General features: G+C 56.5%; 1 rRNA gene. It reads right to left on the bottom strand.

Going from position 1 to position 237, the window contains the following annotated elements:
* Positions 1-147: 147 nt before the first annotated feature.
* Positions 148-237, bottom strand: a 23S ribosomal RNA gene (locus AC3DE3_RS17495); the annotation flags it as partial.

Below are 237 nucleotides of genomic sequence, written 5' to 3'. Positions count from 1 at the left end.
ACACCATCGAACCTTCGGGTTTGGTTGTTTCTGATGGCACTGATTCCCGAGACATCTGATGCGGCCTTGTGGGCGCGGGTGTGGGTGGGGTTGGTGTGTGTTGTTTGAGAACTGCACAGTGGACGCGTTCATTCTTTAGGGCTGTTTGTGTGTAAGCCCTCGGCCGATTAGTACCGGTCACCTGCACGCATTGCTGCGCTTCCAGTTCCGGCCTATCAACCCCATGGTCTGTGGGGG

It is taken from the genome of Dietzia sp. IBK-p2-16D, assembly GCF_057773085.1.
Note: the sequence above shows the minus strand (reverse complement) of the source record. Positions and strands in the feature narration are given on the sequence as shown.